This window comes from Bacillus sp. FSL H8-0547, from assembly GCA_038002745.1.
Taxonomy (GTDB): domain Bacteria; phylum Bacillota; class Bacilli; order Bacillales; family Bacillaceae; genus Bacillus_P.
The window spans coordinates 3,051,660-3,075,247 of the sequence record JBBODD010000001.1 but is presented as its reverse complement, the minus strand read 5'-3'; the positions used below and the strand labels follow the sequence as shown (position 1 = coordinate 3,075,247).

Below are 23,588 nucleotides of genomic sequence, written 5' to 3'. Positions count from 1 at the left end.
AGAACTCTTGGCTGTATTTATCGTTTTGTTTATCTTTGTCTTTGCAACTCGATATATTTTACCACAATAGAAAAGGGAATGCGAATTTTTTCGCCTTCCCCTGTTTCTTATTTATTCGTGATGTGTTCAGCTTTTGCTTTGTTATGTTCTGCAAGTGTTTTCGTGAAAATCACTTCGCCTTTTTTCGTTGCGAGGAAGTAGAGATATTCCGTTTTGGCAGGCTCAATTGCCGCCTTCATCGACTGGCTTCCCGGATTTGCAATCGGTCCCGGCGGAAGTCCCTGTACTTTGTACGTATTATAGGGTGATTCTACTTCAAGATCTTTGTAAAACACGCGGTCTTTATGCTTTCCAAGTGCGTATAGTACGGTAGGGTCGGTCTGAAGCGGCATTTTTTTGCTGATCCGGTTATAAAAAACGCTTGAAATCTTTTCCCTGTCAGCTGACTGGGTCGCTTCTTCTTCGATGAGAGAGGCCATCGTCAAAAACCTGTGAACCGGCATGTTTTTTTCTTCGAGCTGGTCTGCATAAGGCTTGACCACTTCATCTGTTTTCTTGATCATTTCTTCTAAGATCAGATCAAGCGGAGGTTTTTCCTCATAAAACGGATAAGTTGCCGGATAAAAATAGCCTTCAAGCGGGTACTTAATATCCTGGCCGTAAATTTCTTTTGTCACGGTTTCCGGATATTTTTTCTGCATAGCCGAAATAAATTCTTTGCTGTTCATTCTGTTCAGCACTTCTTTTTCAGGGTAGCCGGAATGTTTGGCAACCTGTGCTGCAATCTGTGTGAGCTGAATACCTTCAGGGACGGGAATCTGAAACACAACGTCTGTTATCACCCGGCCTGATTTAAGGCTTGCGATGATATCTTCAAGTTCCATCGCTGGAGTAAGTTTGTAGTCACCAGCCTGAAAACCTGATTCGTTTTTAAATTTCACATAGTATTTGAAAACCCTTTTATCTTTAATAATCTTTTCTTCTTCCAGAATAGCTGCAATGGATGAGACAGATGAACCTATAGGTATCTTTACATTCACTGCCTTTTTATCTGTTTCATCAGCCGGCTCAAGCGCGGATTTGATATATAAATAGCCTCCGCCGATCAGCCCTGTCATAGCTATAAGCAGCACAGCGACAACAATCAGGACAATCTTCCGGATGACTCTTGCTTCCTGCTGTTTTTCCAGGAGTTTGTGCTGCAATGTATGTTTGTTCGAATCTCCCTCTGACATTATGGACGAGCTCCCCCTTTCATCATCATGATTATACTACATAATGACCATTTTTTCGCCAAATTCCACCACATTTTTACGGGAGCGCCTGTCACGTCCCGCAAAAACAGAGAATTTCCCCTTTCAAGAGTGTTCCCTTTATACGGTATTAAAAGCAAAAAAAATAAACCGTCAAATGACGGTTTATTCTCATCTGACGATTTAATTTTCTTCCTCTTCGTTGTCAAGGAATGTATTCAGCATTTCTTCTACAAGATCCCACTCTTCTTCTGTTTCAATCGGAGCAAGTTCCCCGTCCACGCCGTCTGCAGTAGGCTCAAAGCTTGATGCATGAATTTCGATTTCTTCCTCGTCATCCTGTTCGCCAAGCGGATAGTAAAGGACGTAAGACTTTCCGAACTCCTCAGAAGCGAAAGTGAAAAGAATTTCGCAAAGCTGCTCGTTGCCGTTTTCGTCTACTACTGTAATTTGTTTTTCTCCGTGTTCCATGTAAGTCACCTCATCTATAGTTTGCTGCCGGTTAGTTCAGGCTGTCAAGGTAGCCCTGAAGGATCATGACGGCAGCCATTTTATCAATTACCTTTTTTCTCTTTTTTCTGCTGACATCCGCTGAGAGCAGAACACGTTCTGCAGCCATCGTGGATAATCGTTCATCCCAGAGGATGACCGGGATGCCGAAGGTTTTTTCAAGCTTTGAAGCAAACCTCTGGCTTGCTTCTCCCCTTGGTCCGACCGTTCCATTCATGTTCTTTGGAAAACCGAGAACAAATTTCTCTGCATGATGCTCATTTACAATCTGAGTCAGCCTGGGAAGCCCAAAATTCCCTGCTGTTTCATCAATTTTAATTGTCTCGATTCCCTGTGCTGTCCAGCCAAGTTCATCGCTGACAGCGACTCCGATTGTTTTGGAGCCATAGTCAAGCCCGATAATTCGCATATTAATCCTCTCTATGATGGTGTAAGTACGATTTGACCAATTCCTCAATGAGTTCGTCGCGCTCAAGCTTGCGGATTAAATTTCTTGCATCGCGATGCCGCGGAATATAAGCGGGATCTCCGGATAGCAGGTAGCCTACGATCTGATTGATCGGGTTATACCCTTTTTCCTTTAAGGCATCATAAACAGTGAACAGCACTTCATTTACGTTCGTCTCCACTGCTTCCTCAGAAAAATTAAACTTCATTGTTTTGTCAAAGGAACTCATCACACGCACCTCTTTCCCAGATTCGTCTGTTTGAATCTGCTTGTCCATTCTTATTACCATTCTACACTAAGTATGGAAATTATAAAACGGATTTCCCTTGCAGGAAGAAAAATCAGACGCTTTTCACCCATTCTGAAGCATATTTCAGGGCACTTTCAAGTTTATCAGGGTCTTTTCCGCCGGCCTGAGCCATATCAGGGCGCCCTCCGCCGCTTCCGCCGCACCGAGCCGCGACTTCTTTGATCAGTTTGCCGGAATGATAGCCTTTCTTAACTAGATCGCCTGTTACACCAGCTGCAAGACTGACTTTCCCGTCATGTGCAGCACCAAGAATAACAACCGCTGATCCAAGTTTTTGCTTCAGCTCATCCACCATAGAACGCAGACTGTTCATGTCTTTTGCACTTACTTTACTTGCAAGAAGAGTAACTCCGTCAATTTCAGCAGCCTGGCTCAGCAAGCTTCCAGCTTCTACGTTACCCAGTTTAGCTGTCAATGATTCATTTTCCCTCTGAAGAGAACGAACTTCCAGAAGCAGCGCGTCAACCCGGTTTGCAGCATCTTTCGGACTTGATTTAAGTTTTCCTGCAACGTCTGAAAGGATAGACAGCTGATCTTTGACAAGCTGATACGCACCTTGTCCCGTTACAGCTTCAATTCTTCGTGTGCCTGCGCCAATTCCTGATTCAGCCACAATTTTAAACATCCCGATGGACGCTGTATTGTCAACATGGCAGCCGCCGCACAGCTCAAGGCTGTAATCGCCGACTTGAACGACCCGCACAATATCTCCGTATTTCTCTCCGAACAGAGCCATCGCACCCATTTCTTTTGCTTCAGCGATCGGCTTAAGCTCAATATTTACTCCGATGCTTTTCCAGATCTGTTCGTTGACGATCTGTTCAATTTGCTCAAGTTCCTCAGGCTGCACCTGTCCGAAATGAGAGAAGTCAAAGCGGAGTCTTTCACCTGTTACAAGGGAGCCCGCCTGATTGACATGTCCTCCAAGGACATCTTTAAGAGCCTGATGCAAAAGATGTGTCGCTGTATGATTTTTAATAACGGCACTGCGTGTTTTTTCATCAACAGAAGCTGTTACCTCGTCATTTGTTTTCACTGTTCCGCTTACAACAATGGCCGTATGAAGGTTCTGGCCGTTTGGCGCTTTTTGGACATGCTTGACCTGAAGCTTCACAGCATCACTTTCAATTGTGCCCTCATCTGCAATCTGTCCGCCGCTCTCTGCATAGAATGGCGTTTCATTCAGAATCAGCTGCACTTCGTCTCCTTCATGCGCTTCATTGATGATCTCTCCGTTTTTCAAAAGAACGGAAACGGCAGCTTTTGCTGTAAGGCTGCTGTAGCCGACAAACGTGCTGTCCGCTTTAATTTCGCCGAGCACACCGCCCTGAACCTGCATGGAATCAACATCCTGCCTTGCAGCACGCGCTCGCTCCCGCTGGCCTTCCATCTCTCTTTTAAAGCCTTCATGATCGATTTCCATCTGCTCTTCCTGTGCATATTCCTCTGTTAATTCAACAGGGAAACCGTACGTATCGTAAAGACGGAATACATCCGCACCAGGAATAACTGAGCTGCTTTTCGCTTTTTGGACTTTGACCACTTCAGATAAAATAGCCAGGCCGTCATTCAGTGTTTCATGGAAACGTTCTTCTTCGTTTTTAATCACCTTTTGGATAAATTCCGTTTTAGCCTGCACTTCCGGATAAAAATCAACCATAATTTCTCCCACAACCGGAACGAGATCATACATGAACGGACGGTTGATGGAAAGCTTTTTGGCATACCTTACAGCACGGCGGAGAAGACGTCTCAGTACATAGCCGCGGCCTTCATTAGAAGGAAGTGCTCCGTCACCGACTGCGAATGTCACTGTTCGGATATGATCGGCAATCACTTTAAAGGCCTCATCTTTTTCAGCATCCACGCGGTATTTTTCGCCTGATGCGTTTTCTGTTGCGCTGATGATCGGCATGAACAGATCTGTATCGAAGTTAGTCGGCACATCCTGAATGACAGAAACCATCCGCTCAAGGCCCATACCCGTATCGATGTTTTTCTTCGGAAGCGGAGTATACGTGCCGTCGGAATTATGGTTAAACTCAGAGAACACAAGGTTCCACACTTCAAGATAGCGTTCATTTTCGCCGCCCGGATATAGCTCAGGGTCCTGCGGGTCATTTCCGTATGACTCTCCACGGTCGTAGAAAATCTCTGTATTCGGTCCGCTTGGACCTTCTCCGATATCCCAGAAGTTACCCTCCAGACGGATAATCCGTTCTTCCGGAACACCGATTTTATCTTTCCAGATCAGGAACGCTTCATCATCTTCCGGATGAATTGTAACCGAAAGCTTCTCAGGGTCAAAACCGATCCAGTTCTTGTCCGTCAGAAATTCCCATGCCCATTCAATCGCCTCTACTTTAAAGTAGTCGCCGATGGAAAAGTTGCCCAGCATTTCAAAAAACGTATGATGGCGCGCCGTTTTTCCGACGTTTTCAATGTCATTTGTGCGGATTGATTTCTGCGCGTTGCAAATTCTTGGATTTGCAGGGATCACCCGTCCGTCAAAGTATTTTTTCAATGTAGCAACCCCGCTGTTGATCCATAAGAGCGACGGATCTTCATGCGGCACGAGAGATGCACTTGGTTCCACTGCATGTCCTTTTTCTTTAAAGAAGTCCAAGAACATTTGGCGTACTTGTGCTGAGGTTAATGTTTTCATACTTTATTCCTCCTTATGTAAGATGCAAATAAAAAACTCCCGCCTCTGTGAAAATCGCGCTTGATTTTCACAGGGACGAGAGATTGCTCGCGGTACCACCCTGATTATAGACATACTAGTCCATCACTTCATTAAAACCGTAACGTGGTTTCACCGGCAGGTTTTGCCCGCACTCCGGAATAGCCTTCTGTTCCCCTTCATCTCAGGGCTCTCTCAGCGTACAAGCCCCTCTCTTGTCAGATGGTCTGAAACATACTCGTTCCTTCATCGTTTTCCTATTTGCGCTTTATACGCTGAATTATAGTTTAACGCCAACCCATTGTCAATGCTGTCTTCTCAGCTGCATGAGATGCATGAGTGTGACTTTCAGCACAGCAAGCACCGGAACAGCCAGAATCAGTCCGACGATACCTGCTATTTCACCGCCGGCAAGCAAAGCCAGCATAATCACAATCGGATGCATGTGAAGGCTTCTCCCGACGATCAGTGGACCGAGAATGTTCCCTTCAATAAACTGCAGCGTGAAAATAATGGCGGCAACAATTAAGACGGTGTTTACAGACATAGATGCAGCAATAATGACAGCGGGAATCGCCCCGATGACAGGCCCGAAATACGGGATAACGTTCGTAACCCCAATCAGAATTCCGATAACGAGCGGATACTTAATATCAAAAAACCAAAGAGAAACAAACGCAAGAAGTCCAATAATCACACAGACGAGCAGCTGACCTCTTATATAGCTGCCAAGCGACTGATCTACATCTCTGACAAAAACGGAAGCCTCCGCTCTCCATCTTTTAGGAGTCAAATACCAGGCTGCTTTTTTCAATTGCCCATAATCCTTCAGCATATAAAAAACCAGAAATGGAATCAGCGCGAGAACCAGAATGTAATCAACAGCCTTGCCCAGACTGCTCAGAATTTTATCAATCCAGTATGAAAACCATGCTTCAACATTCTGAAAACCCTCTTCAATTCTTGTATGAATTTCATTAGGGAACCGGTCCGTCTGGGTGTGAACCATCTCAAGCCAGCCTTGGTATTTCTGCTCAAGCACAGGAAAACTGGCCGATAATTCCTTCAGCTGAATAATCATCACCGGAATGCCTTTATAGAGGCCGTACCCGACCCCGCCAAAGAAAAGGGTGTAGATAATCAGGATCGAAAGTGTCCGGGGCACACCTGTCGAGTGGAGCTTTTCAATTACCGGATGGAGCAAATATGTAATAAAGCCTGCAATTAAAAAAGGGATCAGGATGGCCTTTATCATCATGTACAAAGGATCCCACAGTACTCTCAGCTTCATAAAGAGAAAAACAGAAAGCAGGGTCAGAAGGAATATTGCGATTCTCAGCAGCCATTTGACATATCGTTCTCTCAAGTTGCATCCCCTCCTCGTCTTTAGTTTGGTGATGGAGGGGGGAATTATTCATGGGCTGGGAAGAATGACGCGAACTCATTATCCTCTCTTTACTAATTGCAGGCTGTTTTTATGATAAATATAAATCTCAAACTGTACCTGTACCCGTTCCCTTTCGCTCCAGTCACTTGCTTTACGCGGGGAGCGCCTGGAGCCTCCTCGCTTCGCTTGTGGGGTCTCCAGTGCCCTCTTCATCCCTCAGAAAAGCGGAAGCGCCCGTTTTGCTCCGACAGTCAGATATGAAATCCCCCGAAAAGTCAGGGTTTGACTTTTTGGGGGATTTTGTTCTGACAGAGGAGTTGGGCGCTGCAGCTGGACAAGGAGTCAAGTGCCTTCCGCTTCAGTTCACTGGTGTTTTACGGGAGTTAAGATAGAGGAAAACTCTTTAAAGAAGTTGTTCTAGCTGCACTATTTTCTGACCTTCGTTTTACCTGTTGTCCTATACTATTGAAGCTTGTATTTATAGGGATGCATTTTCCCTTTTTAGTACCCCATATTTCCGCTGCTCCTTTTTATAGGAATGCATCCCCTTTATTCAAATGAAAAAGCAGCCAGGAGCCCTGACTGCTTTTCATCATGCGCGCATCAGAATAGTTTCTTAATGCGTTTTTTCATTTTTTTCATGTCTCGCTTAGAAACGGAAACACGTCCAAGTAAATCTGTAAGCATTGAGGTCATTCGCCGGTTCATACTCATTTCCCCCTTGCTGCTGCGTTTACATGCTGATTGTTCGGTCATCATCTGAGAAAAGATCATCAAGAGAACTTAACGAACCGTCCTCTTCCACCTGGTGGGTGAAAATCTGTCCTTTAGATACAGACAGCTCTATGAAGCATCCCCAGCAGTAATACTGGTTTACGCCGATTTTCCCTATATCTTTGCTTTTGCAATTCGGGCATTTCAACAATTTGGTGCACCTCGCTAATGAATAAAATCCATGACGATTGCATCTTTGCTGATCGTTAAAGTCCCTGGAGGATCAAGTTTCTTCTTTCCCTCCATCATGTCTGCAAAGAATCCGTCCGTCAGTTCATATGCTACAATGGTGCCCAAATGTTCAGAAAAATATACATCTGCGAGAAGACCAAGCTTCTCGCCCTCTGCAGAAAAAACCTCTTTGTATTGGATTCGGCGGCGTGATGTTAGGAAATAAGCTTCTCTGAATTCAGACAGCGATTTCAGCGTGCTTCTTCCTTTCATCATGATTCCGTCCTTGCCGATGGTGCAAATCGATTCACTCGGTACGATGCGCCCTTTCTTAAAAAAACCTTTTTCATGCAGCAAAAGTCCGGTGAAACGGCCGTTTTTATCAAGGCATGCATCACATACATACCCCGCTATATACCCGTCTTCCAGATCGACTACAGGAAGGCCTCTGAGCTCTGTGAATGTCCGCAGGAGAAACTCCCCCTTTCCGAACACTCTTAGATTCTGCTGTCTTCCATAAAGTCATACGGGGTAATGCCTTCCATTCCGATCATGGCATCTGCCGAACCGAAAGGAAGCACTGACTCCAGCTGCTTTTCTTCCTCCTGCTTTTGGGAAAGCTTCATTTTTAAAGACGTCTGCCTGCTCAGATGATCGCGGTTTTCAATTCCCCGGAGAAGCGCATCCTGCTCGCCGCAAAGGATCAGAAACTGCTTGCTCCGGGTGATGGCCGTATAAATTAGGTTCCGCCTGAGCATCCGGTAATAGCTCTTGACAACCGGCACAACCACAATGGGAAATTCGCTGCCCTGGGATTTATGGATGGAGCAGCAGAACGCATGCGTAAACTGAGTAAATTCTGATTTTGTATAAGTCACTTCATTTCCGTCGAATGAAATGACGATCATATCTTCTTTTTCCGTGTTTTCCTTTGCATAAAAGATCGAAACAATCTCCCCGATATCGCCGTTGTACACATTGCTTTCAGGCTGATTGACAAGCTGTAGGACTTTATCGCCCGACCGGTACACCGTTTCTCCAAACTTCATTTCGCGCTTGCCGGAGGATTTTGGATTGAACAGTTCCTGCAGCATCACGTTCAGCTGGTCTATGCCTGCAGGCCCTCTGTACATAGGAGCAAGAACCTGCACATCGCGTGCGGTATACCCTTTCTTAATAGCATTGGCGATCACTTTTTCCACCACTTCCTTTACCTGCGTGCCGCTGCACCTGATAAAGGAACGGTCTTTCGTCGGGGAGGCAAGGTTTTCTGGCAGCCTCCCTTTTTTGATATCATGGGCAAGCTCAATAATGGATGATCCCTCTGCCTGTCTGTAAATATCCGTCAGGCGCACGACTGGAACGGCATCCGACTCAAGAAGATCCCGCAAAACCTGGCCGGGTCCAACAGAAGGCAGCTGATCTTCATCACCGACCATAATCACCTGAATCTTTTCAGGCAGGGCTTTAAAAAGCTGATGGGCAATCCAGGTATCCACCATGGACATTTCATCTACAATCAGAAGCTTGGCCCCAATCGGGTTGTCCTCGCAGTGGTCAAAGCCTTCTGCCCCGTTCCATTTAAGCAGCCTGTGAATCGTGACGGCAGGAAGTCCCGTCGCTTCTGTCATCCGCTTTGCAGCACGTCCGGTAGGCGCCACCAGTGAAATGGGAAAAGGCTCTTCTTTTTTATAGTCCTTTGGGTCAAGAGAACACCCGTGCAGATCGGCATACAGCTCGACAATCCCTTTAATTACGGTCGTTTTTCCTGTTCCCGGTCCTCCTGTAAGAAGAAGCATCGGCGACATCAGAGCTGTCTGAATCGCCTCTTTCTGACTGGAAGCATACTGAACGTTCATCCGTTCCTCGAGGTTTCCAAGTGACAGGAGAAACTCTGACTCGGGAAAAAGGCTGTCATACTCCGTTTGCAGAAGAACCCGCTGAATGCTCTTCACAAGCCCCTGCTCCGCAAAATAGAGCGAAGGCAAGTACGTTCTGTCCTCTTCGATGATGATGCCTCTGTCTTCTGCAAGCTTAATAATCTGTTCTGAAATATCCGTTTCAATCACTCTCATGTCACTGGACTGATTCAGAAGATCCATTGCTTTTACAATAAGCTGTTCAGTTGAAACATATGTATGGCCTTCTTGAAGGCAAAGGTGTTCGATCGTGTAAAAGCAGGCTGCTTTGATTCGCTCGGGATGATTTCCCCCAAGCCCCATGCGGCCCCCAAGTTCATCTGCCCGCACAAAACCGATGCCTTCTATATCCTTTACGAGCTGAAACGGGTTTTCCTGAATGACCTGTACCGTTCTGTCCTGATAGGCCTGATAAATTTTCATGGACAGCTGCGGGCCGAATCCGAGCTGATTCAGGATAATCATGGCCTGTTCAAGTCCCTGATGCTCCTTCAGCTGATCGAGCAGCAGCTTCGCCTTGTCGTTCCCGAGTTTCGGGACCTTATCAAGAAGGGACGGATCCTCCATCATTTTTGAAATGGCCCCTTCCCCAAGCTCGTCCACAATGGCTTCAGCCGTTTTTCTCCCTATGCCTTTAAAAAGATCACTTGAGAGATACTGGATGACCCCGTCTCTCGTTTTAGGTATCTCTTTTCTATAGTGCTCTGCCTGAAACTGCTGGCCGAATTTTGGATGCTGCGTGACCATCCCAAAGAAGGTGTACGTTTCATCTTCATGCAGAAGCGGAAAATAGCCTGTCACGGTCATCTCTTTTTGATCAATGTTTTCACTTGTTTCAAGAACCTCCGTCTTCAGGACGGTGTAATGATTTTGCTCATTCTGAAAAATAACCGTGATGATTTTTCCTTTTAGAAACCGTTCCTGTTCCTGAAACAGATCCGCCTGTTGCTGCACAAGATCTCCTCCCCGCTACATCTCTTGCAATAATTGTTTCAGATTGGCAGCCATCGCGTGACCGGGCTGAATCTCAAGCGCGAGCTCAAGCATTTGGAGCGCTTTTTCAGGTTTTTCCTTAAATGCATATCCAACGCCTAGATTGTAAAAAGCATCAGCATGTTGGGGGTCCTTCTCAGCCACAATGCCAAATTGCTTAATTGCTTCATCGAGCGCATCCTGCTGGGCAAGACAAAGAGCATACTGAAAACGTGCTTCTGTATCTTCTTCATTTAATTCTGCCGCTCTCTGCAAATAAGGAAGCGCCGGCAGAGGCTGTTCCGTCACCACATAGCTCATTCCCAGCATGAAGTAGACATCTGAGTTGTCCATTCCTTTTTGTATCGCTTTTACGAACATGTTTTTCGCCTGCTCATAGCGTTCCTGATCGTAATAAACACTTCCTGCTCCGTAATAAGCCGTAGTTGCCTCTTCATCAAGCCCAATGGCTTTTTCAAAAAACGAAATCGCTTTTTCAGGTTCTCCCACTGCTGCAAGCAGGTTTCCGAAATTCACATAACAAACAGCATCATTTGGATTTTCTTCTATGGCTTCCGAAAAAAATCCTGCCGCCTTTTCAAAGTCGCCTTTTTGCATCGCTTCAATGCCCATTTTGTTTTTATCGCTCATCTTTGGCACTTCCTTTCCCTTTAAAAGAAAAACCTCAACCGTTGCTGTTGAGGTTTTCATAAGTCTGCGTTATCCGACATACCAGATTTTATCATCTTTTTTAAACACTTCGTCAATGGTTCCGCCGCCAAGACACTCGTCTCCGTTATAAAAAACGACCGCCTGTCCAGGTGTAATGGCTCTTACCGGCTTATCGAAGATAACCTGTGCTGTTTCAGCATCCGTCATTTTAACCTGAACGGCATGATCTTCCTGACGGTATCTGAATTTAGCCGTGCATGTAACCGTGCCCTCAGGCATCTTTCCTGACACCCAGCTGATGCTTGTGGCAGTCAGAGAATCAGAATAAAGCAGATCATTGTCAAAGCCCTGATCAACGTAAAGAACATTTTTTTCGAGGTCTTTGCCGATGACAAACCACGGATCTCCGCTTCCGCCGATTCCAAGGCCGTGGCGCTGGCCGATTGTATAATACATCAGCCCGTCATGCTTGCCTTTTACCTCTCCTGAAAGAGTCTGCATCAGGCCTGGCTGAGCAGGAAGATATCCGCTCAGGAATTCCTTGAAGTTCCGTTCGCCGATAAAGCAGATTCCTGTGCTGTCTTTTTTGGAAGCTGTCGCAAGGCCCTCTTCTTTTGCAATCTCGCGGACTTTTGATTTTGGAATATTTCCGATCGGGAACATTACTTTGGAGAGCTGATCCTGCGAGAGCTGATTGAGGAAATACGTTTGATCTTTGTTTGCATCCGCGCCTCTCAGCATTTTATATTCGCCGTCCCGGAATTCAACCTGCGCGTAGTGTCCTGTTGCAAGATAGTCTGCTCCAAGAGAAATCGCATGCTCAAGAAACGCCTTGAATTTGATTTCCTTGTTGCACATGACATCGGGATTTGGCGTTCTTCCCGCTTTGTATTCATCCAGGAAATAGGTAAATACCTTGTCCCAATATTGCTTTTCAAAGTTGACGGCATAATACGGAATTCCGATCTGATTGCAGACCTGAATGACATCATCATAGTCTTCAGTTGCCGTGCAGACGCCGTTTTCATCCGTATCATCCCAGTTTTTCATAAAGATGCCGATCACATCGTATCCCTGCTGTTTTAAAAGCAGTGCCGCAACGGAGGAATCGACTCCGCCTGACATCCCGACAACGACACGTGTGTCTTTAGGTGATTTTTGCATCTTTTCCACCTCCATAGTTCCTTCTAAGCTGTAAGCCGCTTTACAATGCGGGCTGTTTCGCGTGCTGTTTTTTCAATCTGTTCAAGTGTATTACCGTAACCGAAGCTGAACCGGATGGATGCTTTTGTCCGCTCGTGATTGCCGTACATTGCTGTCAGCACATGAGAGGGTTCAATGGAACCTGCTGTGCAGGCAGAGCCGCTGGAAACGGCGATACCCGCAAGATCCATGTTTACAAGCATTGCCTCTACATTTGTTCCCGGGAAATAAAGGTTCAGCACATGAGGAAGACTGCTTTCAAGAGTTCCGTTCACTTCAAACGAAACCTCTTCTTCCTTCAGTACTTCCATTAATTTCAGTTTAAACTCTCTATATTGAGCAGCTTTCTCCTCTTTCGTTTTCAGAGCAAGCTCCGCTGCCGCCTTTAATCCATAAATGCCTGGAACATTTTCTGTTCCGGCGCGTCTTTTCAGTTCCTGTTCACCGCCGTATGACTGCTGTTTAAGGGATATTCCTTCCCTCAGGTACAGGAATCCCGTGCCTTTCGGGCCGTTGATTTTGTGGCCGGAAGCAGAGAGCATATCAATTCCGTACTCTTTGACATTGATGTCAAGAAGACCGTAAGCCTGAACGGCATCCGTGTGAAAAAGAGCAGGATGGTTCTTTAAGACCGCTCCAATCTCCTGGACCGGCTGAACCGATCCTGTCTCATTGTTTCCGTACATGATCGTCACAAGGATCGTTTCGGGCTTCAGTGCATTTTTCAAATCCTCGATGGATATGCTGCCGCCTGTGTCAACAGGGAGATAGGTAACCTCAAACCCCTGTTTTTCCAGGTGCTTGCATGTATTTAAAACGGCATGGTGCTCAGCCTGAGTCGTAATAATGTGGTTCCCTTTATGCCGGTTAGCTGATGCAGTCCCGAGGATCGCCATATTATCGGCTTCCGTGCCGCCGCTTGTGAAAATAATTTCTTTCGGTCTGGCATGAAGACTTGCGGCAATAGCAGTTCTCGCCTCATCAAGCAGCCTTCTGCTTTCACGCCCGAACCCGTGGATGCTTGAAGGATTTCCAAATACGTTCTGCATATACGGAACCATCTGCTCAATCACAGCGGGATGCATGGGAGAGGTTGCAGCATGGTCCAAATAAATTCTATCCACAGTAAACCCACCTTTTAAATATAAAACATGTAAGATTCCTGCTCATCATCCGTATAATTTGCAAGATCTTCAAGTGTTGTGCTGTCCAGTACATCTTTGACAGCATCTCGTATCCTAACCCACAGATGACGCTTGGCAGGTTCTTCATCTTCCAGAACTTCAACGGGGCTTATAGGCCCTTCAAGCACACGGATAATATCCCCTGACGTAATAGCTGCCGGTTCATTGCCGAGCACATATCCTCCGTAGGCTCCGCGGATGCTTTTAACCAGTCCCGCATTGCGCAGAGGTGCAATCAGCTGCTCAAGATAGTGTTCAGACAGATCATGGGTCTGGGCAATGCTCTTTAATGATGTCGGCCCTTCGCCGTGTTTTTTCGCAAGCTCAATCATAATAGTAAGACCGTAGCGGCCTTTCGTTGAAATCTTCATTCTTCCACCCCTATTTATCTAACTGACTTGTTGAACCCTTTGTCTTTTTTCTGCTGTTCTCAAAAGCAAGGCATCGGTTGCCTTCTGGCAATATGGCAGAGTAAAGCCGATAATATAGCCGATTGACAGCGTACAGACGATTGTGCCGAAAAAGACAGGGCCCCCAAGTGACCAGCCTATAAGCAAAACAATCACTTCAATGCTGCTTCTGATCCTTGATACCTTCATTCCCGTTTTTTCAACAAGGGCAAGCATGAGTGTATCACGCGGCCCCGCCCCGCAACCTGCTGATATATATAACCCGATGCCATACCCCATGACCAGAATGCCAAGAAGCAGCATTCCGATTTTCCCGGCATAGCCGGGAGGCGTCTGCAAAAACGGAATCATCATATATAAATCGATAAAAAGGCCAACTGTAAGCATATTTACAAACGCACCGGCCTGCGGCATCTTCTTTGTAAAAATGGATGACAGGAGAAGAATGCCTCCTCCTACAATAATTGCCCAAGATCCGATCGTTAAACCAAGCTGATAATACAATCCTATATGAAGAACATCCCACGGCGATGTGCCGAGGTCTGCTTTAATGGTCAGCACAATGCCGAAAGCCATGATGAGGAGTCCGGTAAAATAAATACTCCATCTCACTCTCAGCTCAGCAAGTGATTTCCCTGGACGCATACGTTCCAACGCCGCCTTTCAGTCAACACCGTTTTCATTAAAATGAACCTAAGCCATTATAGCATATTTCCTATTACCCGAGCATTCAAATTGACTTATTAAGCATTTGGAAAGACAAATTGGTATACTGGAGTGAAAGAGCTTGAACCACCCGGGAGTGATGGAAATGAAACCACTGGCATTCAGAATGAGGCCGGAATCAATTGATGAAATCATCGGACAGGAGCACCTGGTCGGCAAAGGCAAAATGATCGAGCGGATGGTTAAAGCACGGCACCTGAGCTCCATGATTTTGTATGGCCCGCCAGGAATCGGCAAAACGTCCATAGCAACAGCCATAGCAGGAAGCACCAATACAGCTTTCAGAAAACTGAATGCTGTTGTAAATAATAAAAAAGACATGGAAATCGTTGCAGAAGAAGCCAAAATGTCGGGGAAAGTCATTTTGATTCTTGACGAGGTACACCGCCTAGACAAAGCCAAACAGGATTTTCTCCTCCCTTATCTTGAGGACGGAAAAATCATTTTAATTGGAGCAACAACGAGTAACCCTTATCACGCCATTAATCCTGCAATCAGAAGCAGATGCCAGATCTTTGAGCTGAAGCCGCTTGAAGCGGACGACATTAAAAAAGCCCTGATCAGAGCCCTGTCGGACGACAAAAAGGGGCTTGCCAAGTACAGGGCAGAAGTGGCAGACGACGCGCTCGATCATTTCGCCTCAAGCTGTGCAGGCGATGTTAGGTCGGCATTAAATGCCCTTGAACTTGCCGTCATTTCATCTGAACCGGATGATGAGGGCATCATCCACATTGACCTGAAAACCGCTGAGGAGTGCCTTCAGAAAAAGAGCTTTGTGCACGACAAGGATGGAGATGCCCACTACGACGTGCTCTCTGCTTTTCAAAAATCAATCAGAGGGTCTGATGTGAATGCAGCTCTTCATTATCTCGGAAGACTGATTGAAGCCGGCGACCTGATCAGCATTAACCGAAGACTGCTCGTCATCGCCTATGAAGATATCGGCCTTGCAAGCCCTCAGGCAGGAGCAAGAACACTTGCAGCCATTGAAGCAACAGAGCGCCTGGGACTTCCGGAAGCAAGAATTCCGCTCGCAAACGCAGTGATCGAACTGTGCCTTTCGCCAAAATCAAACTCGGCCTACAAAGCACTCGATGCAGCCCTTGCCGATATCCGTTCAGGCAAAAGCGGAGAAGTGCCTGATCACTTAAAAGATTCCCATTACAAAGGTGCAGGCAAACTGGGCCGGGGCATCGACTACAAATATCCGCATGACTATGAAAACGGGTGGGTCAAACAGCAGTACCTCCCCGACTCGTTAAAAAAGAAAAAATACTATGAGCCAAAACAGACTGGTAAATTTGAACTGTCACTTGCCCAGATTTACGAAAAGCTGATGAGGAACTAGTCCGGAAACAAAAAGCAGGCAGGAAAACGTCCGTTTTCCTGCCTGCTTTCTTATTGTCTATTAACCGTTTACCCGTGTAATTTTAATATCTTTCAGAAGGTCCATAATGACATGACCGCCCATGATCAGCCCTGCAACGGATGGCACCCATGCGTTGGATGACGGCGGCATTTTAGCCTTGCGGATTTGCGCAGCGTCATTTCCAACCTTTACCCGGACATCTTCGCGGATCACAATCGGACTTTCATCAGAAAACACCACTTTAATCCCTTTTCGGATGCCTTCTTTGCGGAGACGGGTGCGGATGACCTTCGCAATCGGGTCTGTGTGGGTTTTTGAAATGTCTTCAATCTTAAATCTCGTCGGATCGGTTTTATTAGCGGCGCCCATGCTTGAGATGATCGGAATCTCTCTTCTCAGACACTCTTTCATCAGATGGATCTTATACGAAATCGTATCAGAAGCATCAATCACATAATCAAGCCCGTGGCTGAAAAACTCTTCATATGTTTCTTCCGTATAGAACATCTTCAGTGCGATGACGTCACAATCGGGATTGATTTCTTTAATTCTGTCTCTCATCAGATCCGCTTTTGGCTTCCCTACAGTCGACACAAGCGCATGGATCTGGCGGTTTACATTCGTGATATCCACATCATCTTTATCAACAAGCACAATACGTCCCACTCCAGAACGCGCAAGAGCCTCTGCCGAAAACGATCCGACTCCGCCGATTCCAAGAACAGCAACCGTGCTGTTTTTTAAAATTTCAATTCCTTCTTTTCCAATCGCAAGTTCATTGCGTGAAAATTGATTCAGCAATCCTCTCAACTCCATTTATAGAATCCATGTCAGTATTTTTCCTGAAAATGAATATATCATACTTTCGGTGAAAAACAAGAGGGAATTCTTGATTGTGCATTGGGGGGCAGCGGCTGGTACAAGAATATTGTTTCCAGGTGCCATTCCGGTTTCGTTATTCGATCAATGCACGGATCTCCTATTTTGATGACACTATCGTGTTTTTCAGTTCCACCAAATCACTCTTTTCCTTCCTGGCACTTATCTCGTTTTTAAGTACCGCCAAAACGATTTTCTCCTTCCTTGGTGGCACTTATCTGTTTTTTGCGTACCACCAAATCGTTCTTCTTCTTCCTTGATGGCACTTATCTCGGTTTTCAGTTCCACCAAATCGTTCTTCTTCTTCCTTGATAGCACTTATCTCGTTTTTCAGTTCCACCAAATCGTTCTTCTTCTTCCTTGGTGGCACTTATCTGTTTTTTGCGTACCACCAAATCGTTCTTCTTCTTCCTTGATGGCACTTATCTCGTTTTTCAGTTCCACCAAAACGATTTTCTCCTTCCTTAATGGCACTTATCTCATTTTTCAGTACCACCAAAACGATTTTCTCCTTCCTTGATGGCACTTATCTCATTTCCAGTTCCACCAAGTCACTCTTTCCCTTCCTTGGTAGCACTTATCTCGTTTTTCAGTTCCACCAAATCACTCTTTCCCTTCCTTGGTAGCACTTATCTCGTTTTCAGTTCCACCAAATCACTCTTTCCCTTCCTTGGTAGCACTTATCTCGCTTTTCAGTTCCACCAAATCGTTCTTCTTCTTCCTTGATGGCACTTATCTCGTTTTTCAGTTCCACCAAAACGATTTTCTCCTTCCTTAATGGCACTTATCTCATTTTTCAGTACCACCAAAACGATTTTCTCCTTCCTTGATGGCACTTATCTCATTTCCAGTTCCACCAAATCACTCTTCAGTGCCCTCAAATCCCTCACAAAAAAATAAAAAGCCCCCACAAGCAAATGCTCATGAAGGCTGTACGTTCTATTCGGCAGAAGTCCCAATTGTGCCGTCGCGGCTATCTTGGTTTTGAACCCGCTCACAGCAGGTGGGTGTCCTGTTCCACGGGTGATAAGTCCTCTGATCGAATGATGAGGCATTTACACCGCAATGGAAACTTGAACTCCCGGATCAAGTAATGTTGGATCAAAACTAAGTGTACGACGTACACATCAGGACTTCTTTTTATCTTGTAAAAAGATTACCACATTGGAACGGTCTTTTCAAGCAATTCCAAGTAGGCATTATTCACCCTTTTTAAGCTTAAGGGCAAGGTTAAGGTCGTTCAGCTGGGCTGTGCTGACCTCGCTTGGCGCATGTGTGAGAAGGTCGCTTGCGCTCGCTGTTTTAGGGAATGCAATCGTGTCGCGAAGGTTCGTTCTGCCTGCAAGCAGCATGACGAGACGATCAAGACCAAGAGCGATTCCGCCGTGCGGAGGCGTTCCGTATTCAAACGCTTCAAGCAGGAATCCGAATTGCTCCGTTGCTTCCTCTTCTGAGAAGCCGAGCATTTTGAACATTTTCTGCTGAACATCTCTTTCAAAAATACGGATGCTTCCTCCGCCAAGCTCATAGCCGTTAAGTACGAGGTCATACGCCTGCGCTTTCATAGCTGCCGGATTGGTTTCAAACAGCTCCAGATCCTCGCGTGCAGGCATTGTGAACGGATGATGGGCTGCGAAATAGCGCTGTGCTTCCTCGTCGTATTCAAGCAGCGGCCAGTCAATGACCCACAGGAAGTTGAATTTGCTCTCATCAATCAAGCCAAGCTCTCTTCCAAGTTTGAGGCGGAGGGCGCCAAGTGCATCTGCCACAACTGATTTCTTATCGGCAACAAACAGCAGCAGATCTCCTGCTTCAGCTTCGGTTACCGTTCTAAGGGCAGCCTGCTCTTCTTCAGCGAAGAATTTTGAAATCGGGCCTTTCATCTCCTGTTCTTCTGCTTTCAGCCATGCAAGTCCTTTTGCTCCGTACTGGGAAACGAACTCTGTTAAAGCATCAATGTCTTTGCGGGAATAAGAAGCGGCCGCGCCTTTTACATTGATGACTTTCACTTCTCCGCCGTTTCCGACAGCGCCGCTGAACACTTTAAAGCCGCTGTCTTTTACAAGTTCAGAAACATTTACGAGTTCAAGGCCGAAGCGAGTATCCGGTTTATCCGAACCATAGCGGCCCATCGCTTCGTCATACGTCATCCGCGGAAGCGGAAGGGCAAGCTCCACACCTTTTGTTTCTTTCATGATGCGGGACATCATTTTTTCCATCAGTCCCATGATTTCTTCCTGGCTCATAAATGACATTTCAATGTCCACCTGAGTGAATTCAGGCTGGCGGTCTGCACGCAGGTCTTCATCGCGGAAGCAGCGGGCAATCTGATAATAACGGTCGAAGCCTGAAACCATCAACAGCTGTTTGAAAATCTGCGGTGACTGTGGAAGAGCGTAAAACTCTCCTTCATGTACACGGCTCGGCACAAGATAGTCGCGCGCTCCTTCAGGCGTGCTTTTAGTCAGAATCGGTGTTTCAACGTCAAGGAATCCGTTCTCGTCCAGGAAATTGCGGATTGATTTGGACACATTGTGGCGCATTTTAAACGTATCAAGTAGTGCAGGTCTTCTAAGATCCAGATAGCGGTATTTTAACCGCACATCCTCTGAAACCTCTTCAGACTTATCTTCAATCAGGAAAGGCGGGTTTTTTGCTGCATTGATGATTTCAGCTTTCTCTACCATGATTTCAATTTTGCCTGTAGCAAGGTTTGGATTAACTGTTCCTTCAGAACGCGCTGCGACTGTTCCTACGATGTCGAGGACGTATTCGCTGCGGGCTTTTTCTGCAATTTTCAGCGCTTCCTCTGAAACTTCAGGATTCACGACAATCTGCACGATGCCCGTTCTGTCTCTCAGATCAATAAAGATCAGACCGCCAAGGTCGCGTCGTTTTTGCACCCAGCCTTTAAGTGTTACTTTTTCTCCGATTGCTGCTTCTGTTACTTCGCCGCAATAATATGTTCGTCCAAACATCATTTCTCTCTCCTTTTGACTATCCTTTTATATACGCTGCAAGGTCCTGCAGGGAAATTTCTTTCTGTTCGCCTGATTCCATGTTTTTAACAGAAATCATGTTCTTTTCAAGCTCATCTTCGCCAAGCACAGCAACGTATCTTGCATTAAAACGGTCTGCCGCTTTAAATTGAGCCTTCATTTTTTTATCATCATAATCCTTTTCAGCTGTCAGCCCCGCTTTGCGCAGCTCATATACAAGGGATACAGAGCGGTCTTTCGGCTTGTCCCCGAGCGTCACGACAAAGCAGTCAATCGACTGGTCTACAGGCAGTTCCACGCCTTCTGCATCAAGAGCTGCGAGCAGGCGTTCAATACTTAGAGCAAAGCCGATGCCGGGCGTTTCCGGTCCGCCGATTTCCTGGACGAGGCCGTTGTATCTTCCGCCGCCGCAAAGGGTCGTAATGGCGCCGAACCCTTCTGCATCGCTCATGATTTCAAACGCAGTGTGATTATAATAATCAAGACCGCGCACAAGATTCGGATCAACTGTAAAATCGATTCCAAGGTCTGTTAAGTATGCCTGAACCTTTTCAAAATAAGCGCGGGACTCATCGTTCAGATAATCCATAATCGATGGAGCAGTTTTCATCAATTCATGATCACGGTCTGTTTTGCAGTCAAGAATGCGAAGCGGATTTTGCGTCAGTCTTTTTTGGCAGTCTGAGCAGAACTCCCCGATTCTAGGCTCGAAGTGCGCAATTAATGCTTCCTTGTGAGCTTTTCTGCTGTCTGCATCTCCAAGGCTGTTGATGATTAGCTTCAGTTTCTTCAGTCCAACAGCGCGGTAAAGCTCCATTGCAAGGGAAATGACTTCTGCATCCATAGCTGGATTGCTGCTTCCGAGAGCTTCCACCCCGAATTGCACAAACTGGCGGAAACGGCCGGTCTGAGGACGTTCGTATCTGAACATCGGTCCAATATAATAAAGCTTTGTCGGCTGTGCAGGCTGTGCGTACAGCTTTTTCTCAACGAATGCGCGGACTGTTGAAGCCGTTCCTTCAGGACGAAGCGTAATGTTTCTTCCTTTGCGGTCCTGGAACGTGTACATTTCCTTTTGAACGATGTCCGTTGATTCGCCTACTCCCCTCTGGAACAGCTCAGTGTGTTCAAAAACGGGTGTGCGGATTTCCTTGTATTGATACAATTTGCATATTTCACGTGCTGTATTTTCAATATACTGCCAGCGTTCAACTTCTCCAGGCAGAATATCCTGCGTGCCTCTCGGTATTTGAAATGCCATGTTAGATTCCTCCGATTTTTTCAAAAAATAAAAAAACTCCCGCCCCTACATAAAAATGTAGGGACGAGAGTTTGTATCCCGTGGTGCCACCCTAGTTGAAGCAAAAAAGACTGCTCCCGCTCAAAGACAGTTAACGCCTGTCACGTTCTCCTCCTACTAAAAACAAGATCGTTCAGAGGGAAACCTAGAGAGTGTTCTCTTCATCAAGTCATCATGGGAAAGCTTACAGCCAAGGCTTTCCTTCTCTGGTCATGTGTCATCCTGATTACTCTTCTCCGTCATCGGTTCTGATTATGTAATTCCAGTTAAGATTTATATACTATCATACGAATGTTCCGTAACTTGTGTCAAGAGCGATTTACCCGTTTTTTCAATTTCTTTGCTTCTTTTGCGTTCAGACCGTACTCTCCCGCGAGTTCATACAGGTTTGAATGCTGATCCTTCGTCAGTTCCCGTGAATTCACTCCGAAAATATCATGATTATTGTAATGCGACCCTTCGCTTTTTTCACTGTGCCTCATTTTTTTCTCCTTTACAGCAACTGTCTTTTCTCTAGTCTTTCCTGTTTAGCGAAAAAATATATCAAATGTCACAAGGGATATCCGATATAATAAAAGAATCTTTATAAGGTTAGTCAAAAAAAGGAGGACCGGTCATTGTTTCGAAAAATTCTATATCCCGTCATTTGTGCCCTGCTGCTTTTCAGCCAGCTGCCAATGATGCCGGGAACTGCGTCAGCTGAGTCGCAAAAAGCTGTAATCGCAGCGGACGGCCTAAACATCAGGAGCGGTCCGGGTTTAAGCTATCCGGTCATCGCAAGTGTAAAAAAAGGGGCTGTCTACAGCATTACGGATGAGAGCAAAGGCTGGTATGAACTGCAATTATCAGGCGGAAACAAAGGATGGGTTGCCTCGTGGCTTGTTACCCTTCAGAATAAATCCGCACCTTCAAAAGAAAGCAATTCAGACGGCACGGTCATGTCGAATGCCGAGGATCTCAGAATGAGAAGCGGCCCGGGAACAAGCTTTCAAGTGACCGGCACCTTCGACAAAGGAAAAAAAGCATCATTCGTGCAGCAAAACGCCAATTGGGTAGAAATTTCCTTTAATGGTGAGCGCGGATGGGTTTCAAGCCAGTTTGTCACCATCAGCAAGAAAACACAAACAGCTTCCCCATCTTCATCCGGTACGAAAACAGGGAAGGTAAAAGCCACCTCACTTAACGTGCGGAATAAGCCATCCACCTCGGCATCAACCATTGGGAGCCTGAAGAAAAATGCATCTGTTGCGATTTCAGGAACCGATGGCAAGTGGTTAGAAATTCGTTATAATGGCCAAAGAGGATGGGTACATAGCGATTTCATTTCAACTGAAACAGAAAAACAGACAGAAAAAACCGGACAGACAGGAAAAGTTACGGCAAGCTCCCTCAATGTCAGAAGCAGCGGCAGCCTGAACGGAAAAGTGATTGGCTCTGTTGCAAAAAACACTCAGGTTACCATTCTTGAATCAGCAAACAGCTGGCTTCATATTCAATATTCAGGCAGTAAAAAAGGATGGGTTTCAAGTTCATATGTTTCCCTCTCATCAAAGGGAAAAACAGAAGAGAACAAAAGTGGCACATCAAAAGTCAGCATTCTGCAAAACGGCACGAATATCCGCAAAGGACCGTCCACAAATGAAAAGATTGTAAGACGGGCCAATGCAGGCGAGCAATTTTCTGTTGTCAGTAAAGTTGGTGACTGGTATAAGATCCAGCTTTCCGGCAGCACAACAGGATATGTAGCAGGCTGGGTTGTGTCTTCATCAGGCAGCTCCGTATCAAGGCCCGGCGGAGATGTGACGTCTTATTTGAAAAACAAAACGGTCGTTCTTGACCCTGGTCACGGCGGACGCGATGGCGGGGCCATCGGAACGAGGGGTACCCTTGAGAAAGATTTGACCATGTCTACTGCAAAACTTGTGTACGACAAACTGAAAGCATCAGGTGCCGATGTTCATCTGACACGCAGCAGCGACAGCTACATCAGCCTCAGCTCTCGGGTCAGCACCGCTCACTACCGGGATGCAGATGCATTTATCAGCCTTCACTTTGACAGCATCGAAAACCGGAGCGTACACGGAATGACAACTTATTATTACAGCTCATCAAAAGACAAGCCTCTTGCCTCTCCCGTTCATGATGAACTGCTGAAGCAGGCTAGGCTTAAAGACCGCGGCACCAAATTCGGAGACTATCACGTCATCCGTGAAAACAGACAGCCGGCAGTCCTGCTTGAACTTGGCTATGTGAGCAACAGCGCTGAAGAACTCACCGTCAGCTCAGGCTCCTACCAGGAACGGGTTGCACAGGGCATCTATTACGGATTGGCCCAGTACTTCAAATAACAGCAAAACACCATCCAGGAAGCCTGGGTGGTGTTTTGGCTTTTATGAGCATAAAAAAAAGCCGGGTTCTC

The 23,588-nt window shown here is 46.1% G+C and carries 20 protein-coding genes, 1 other RNA gene and 2 other annotated features; of the genes, 2 read left to right on the top strand and 19 right to left on the bottom strand.

Annotated features, from left to right (window positions below):
* Positions 1–107 precede the first annotated feature (107 nt).
* From mltG to MHB63_15045, 14 genes are all read right to left on the bottom strand, one after another.
* Positions 108–1,235, bottom strand: a complete 1,128-nt coding sequence (mltG, locus tag MHB63_15110; GenBank protein ID MEK3807849.1) for an endolytic transglycosylase MltG — start codon at positions 1,233–1,235, stop codon at positions 108–110.
* Between the two features lie 201 nt (positions 1,236–1,436).
* Complete coding sequence (locus MHB63_15105; protein MEK3807848.1) at positions 1,437–1,724, bottom strand: DUF1292 domain-containing protein; 288 nt, start codon at positions 1,722–1,724, stop codon at positions 1,437–1,439.
* A 31-nt stretch (positions 1,725–1,755) separates the two neighbouring features.
* Positions 1,756–2,172 carry a Holliday junction resolvase RuvX gene (gene ruvX / locus MHB63_15100; protein ID MEK3807847.1) on the bottom strand — a complete coding sequence of 139 codons (417 nt, stop codon included), beginning with the start codon at positions 2,170–2,172 and terminating at the stop codon, positions 1,756–1,758.
* Between the two features lies 1 nt (position 2,173).
* Positions 2,174–2,440, bottom strand: a complete 267-nt coding sequence (locus MHB63_15095) for an IreB family regulatory phosphoprotein (GenBank protein ID MEK3807846.1) — start codon at positions 2,438–2,440, stop codon at positions 2,174–2,176.
* A gap of 112 nt (positions 2,441–2,552) precedes the next feature.
* Entirely contained in the window at positions 2,553–5,186 is a 2,634-nt protein-coding gene (gene alaS, locus MHB63_15090; GenBank protein ID MEK3807845.1) for an alanine--tRNA ligase, read from the bottom strand.
* Between the two features lie 68 nt (positions 5,187–5,254).
* Positions 5,255–5,463, bottom strand: a binding site (T-box leader).
* 45 nt (positions 5,464–5,508) lie between these two features.
* Positions 5,509–6,570 carry an AI-2E family transporter gene (locus MHB63_15085; protein ID MEK3807844.1) on the bottom strand — a complete coding sequence of 354 codons (1,062 nt, stop codon included), beginning with the start codon at positions 6,568–6,570 and terminating at the stop codon, positions 5,509–5,511.
* A gap of 754 nt (positions 6,571–7,324) precedes the next feature.
* A complete protein-coding gene (locus MHB63_15080) occupies positions 7,325–7,516 on the bottom strand; it encodes a hypothetical protein (GenBank protein MEK3807843.1) in 192 nt (63 codons plus the stop codon).
* 14 nt (positions 7,517–7,530) lie between these two features.
* Positions 7,531–8,031: a PRC-barrel domain-containing protein gene (locus MHB63_15075; protein ID MEK3807842.1), complete on the bottom strand. Its 501-nt coding sequence runs from the start codon at positions 8,029–8,031 to the stop codon at positions 7,531–7,533.
* A gap of 2 nt (positions 8,032–8,033) precedes the next feature.
* Positions 8,034–10,409, bottom strand: a complete 2,376-nt coding sequence (locus tag MHB63_15070; GenBank protein MEK3807841.1) for an ATP-dependent RecD-like DNA helicase — start codon at positions 10,407–10,409, stop codon at positions 8,034–8,036.
* Positions 10,410–10,424: 15 nt separating this feature from the next.
* Positions 10,425–11,078 carry a tetratricopeptide repeat protein gene (locus tag MHB63_15065; protein MEK3807840.1) on the bottom strand — a complete coding sequence of 218 codons (654 nt, stop codon included), beginning with the start codon at positions 11,076–11,078 and terminating at the stop codon, positions 10,425–10,427.
* Positions 11,079–11,147: 69 nt separating this feature from the next.
* Positions 11,148–12,263, bottom strand: a complete 1,116-nt coding sequence (mnmA, locus tag MHB63_15060) for a tRNA 2-thiouridine(34) synthase MnmA (protein MEK3807839.1) — start codon at positions 12,261–12,263, stop codon at positions 11,148–11,150.
* Between the two features lie 23 nt (positions 12,264–12,286).
* A complete protein-coding gene (locus MHB63_15055) occupies positions 12,287–13,426 on the bottom strand; it encodes a cysteine desulfurase family protein (GenBank protein ID MEK3807838.1) in 1,140 nt (379 codons plus the stop codon).
* Positions 13,427–13,440: 14 nt separating this feature from the next.
* Positions 13,441–13,857 (bottom strand): Rrf2 family transcriptional regulator, encoded by a 417-nt coding sequence (locus MHB63_15050; GenBank protein MEK3807837.1) that lies wholly within the window; start codon positions 13,855–13,857, stop codon positions 13,441–13,443.
* Between the two features lie 18 nt (positions 13,858–13,875).
* On the bottom strand, positions 13,876–14,541 hold the full coding sequence (locus MHB63_15045; GenBank protein MEK3807836.1) for a YitT family protein: 666 nt from the start codon (positions 14,539–14,541) through the stop codon (positions 13,876–13,878).
* 166 nt (positions 14,542–14,707) lie between these two features.
* Between MHB63_15045 and MHB63_15040 the strand changes: the two genes are divergently transcribed.
* Positions 14,708–15,970: a replication-associated recombination protein A gene (locus tag MHB63_15040; GenBank protein ID MEK3807835.1), complete on the top strand. Its 1,263-nt coding sequence runs from the start codon at positions 14,708–14,710 to the stop codon at positions 15,968–15,970.
* Between the two features lie 60 nt (positions 15,971–16,030).
* On the opposite strand, the gene MHB63_15035 is transcribed toward MHB63_15040, so the two are convergent.
* The 5 genes from MHB63_15035 to MHB63_15015 all read right to left on the bottom strand — a co-directional run bounded on the left by MHB63_15035 (position 16,031) and on the right by MHB63_15015 (position 21,651).
* Positions 16,031–16,792 carry a tRNA threonylcarbamoyladenosine dehydratase gene (locus MHB63_15035; GenBank protein MEK3807834.1) on the bottom strand — a complete coding sequence of 254 codons (762 nt, stop codon included), beginning with the start codon at positions 16,790–16,792 and terminating at the stop codon, positions 16,031–16,033.
* A 1,026-nt stretch (positions 16,793–17,818) separates the two neighbouring features.
* A non-coding RNA gene (gene ssrS / locus MHB63_15030) (6S RNA) lies at positions 17,819–18,007 on the bottom strand.
* 62 nt (positions 18,008–18,069) lie between these two features.
* Positions 18,070–19,848: an aspartate--tRNA ligase gene (aspS, locus tag MHB63_15025; GenBank protein MEK3807833.1), complete on the bottom strand. Its 1,779-nt coding sequence runs from the start codon at positions 19,846–19,848 to the stop codon at positions 18,070–18,072.
* A gap of 19 nt (positions 19,849–19,867) precedes the next feature.
* Complete coding sequence (hisS, locus tag MHB63_15020; protein ID MEK3807832.1) at positions 19,868–21,130, bottom strand: histidine--tRNA ligase; 1,263 nt, start codon at positions 21,128–21,130, stop codon at positions 19,868–19,870.
* A gap of 56 nt (positions 21,131–21,186) precedes the next feature.
* Positions 21,187–21,421, bottom strand: a binding site (T-box leader).
* Positions 21,422–21,477: 56 nt separating this feature from the next.
* On the bottom strand, positions 21,478–21,651 hold the full coding sequence (locus MHB63_15015; GenBank protein MEK3807831.1) for a hypothetical protein: 174 nt from the start codon (positions 21,649–21,651) through the stop codon (positions 21,478–21,480).
* 135 nt (positions 21,652–21,786) lie between these two features.
* Between MHB63_15015 and MHB63_15010 the strand changes: the two genes are divergently transcribed.
* The gene (locus tag MHB63_15010) at positions 21,787–23,517 is read left to right on the top strand and encodes an SH3 domain-containing protein (protein ID MEK3807830.1); all 1,731 of its coding nucleotides are present in this window, start codon (positions 21,787–21,789) and stop codon (positions 23,515–23,517) included.
* Positions 23,518–23,588: the final 71 nt, after the last annotated feature.